Origin of the sequence: Streptomyces sp. H27-H5, from assembly GCF_026627505.1 — a bacterium.
Lineage (GTDB): Bacteria > Actinomycetota > Actinomycetes > Streptomycetales > Streptomycetaceae > Streptomyces.
In genome coordinates this window covers 1-978 of sequence record NZ_JAPNLK010000324.1, presented here as the reverse complement: position 1 = coordinate 978, position 978 = coordinate 1, and the positions used below count along the sequence as shown (strand labels likewise).

General features: G+C 66.3%; 2 protein-coding genes. Both read right to left on the bottom strand.

Features of this window, described 5'->3' with window-relative positions; all coding sequences use genetic code 11:
• Positions 1-111: 111 nt before the first annotated feature.
• Complete coding sequence (locus tag OTB19_RS43060) at positions 112-375, bottom strand: transposase (RefSeq protein ID WP_267804308.1); 264 nt, start codon at positions 373-375, stop codon at positions 112-114.
• An 8-nt stretch (positions 376-383) separates the two neighbouring features.
• Positions 384-809 (bottom strand): IS5 family transposase, encoded by a 426-nt coding sequence (locus OTB19_RS43055; protein WP_267804307.1) that lies wholly within the window; start codon positions 807-809, stop codon positions 384-386.
• Between the last annotated feature and the right edge of the window lie 169 nt (positions 810-978).

Sequence of the window (978 nt, the reverse complement as noted above, 5' to 3'; positions counted from 1 at the left end):
GGTCGCCCTCAACCTGATCCGACTCCACGCCTGGTGGAACGGCCACCCCATCGACCGGACCAGAACCACCCACCTCGCCCGCCTCGAACTCGCCCTGACAGCCTGACCGAATTAACCATCAGGGTCGTTGATGCCGCACTCGACAGCGTGGCGTTGTTTGTAGTCGTCTTTGTCGAATGCCGGGGGCCGGCCGCCACGGGAGCCGTATGCCTTGTCGGCACGGACTCGGGCGGGTCTGGTGCGAGGCCGGCCAGGGCCGGGCCGGGCGACACGGACCTTCTCCAGGACGGGCTGGAAGTACGGGCTGTCGTGCCGGTGACCGGCTGTGACCAGCAGGGACATGGGCTTTTGTCCCTGCTCGGTGGCGAGGTGGATTTTCGTGGTCAGACCGCCACGGGAGCGTCCGAGGCCGTGGTCGTCAGGCTCGGTGACGAAGCCGCCGGGAGGGTCCTTCTGGAGGTCCCCTTTTTACGGGCGCCTGCCGCGTGTTGATGCGCGCGGCAGACGGTGGAGTCGACGCTGAGGTCCCAGGTGATCAGGCCTTTCGCGTCGGCATCGGTCTGGAGCCGCTCGAACATCCGCTGCCATATGCCGTCACGCTGCCACCGGCGGAACAGGTCGTAGACCCGGTCCCACGGTCCGTAGCGTTCGGGCACGTCACGCCACGGGGCGCCCGCGCGGGTCCGCCACCGTACGCCGTCTATCAACTGCCGCCGCGTCCACACCTGCGGTCGGCCCGGCTTGATGCCCCGCGGCAGCAACGGCTCAAGCCGGGCCCACTGGTCATTCGTCAGATCTCCACGTCCCACAAGACATGATCATGAACGAACAAGATCCACTTTCGCAACAGGCCCTAGGTCCTGTATGGAGTCCAGATCACGGTTTGGGTAATCGGCGCCGCGGAACCGGTCGCTCTTGATAAACCATCGGGCATGGCACGTGGCGACCTCACCGACGAGCAATGGGCCCTGATCGAGC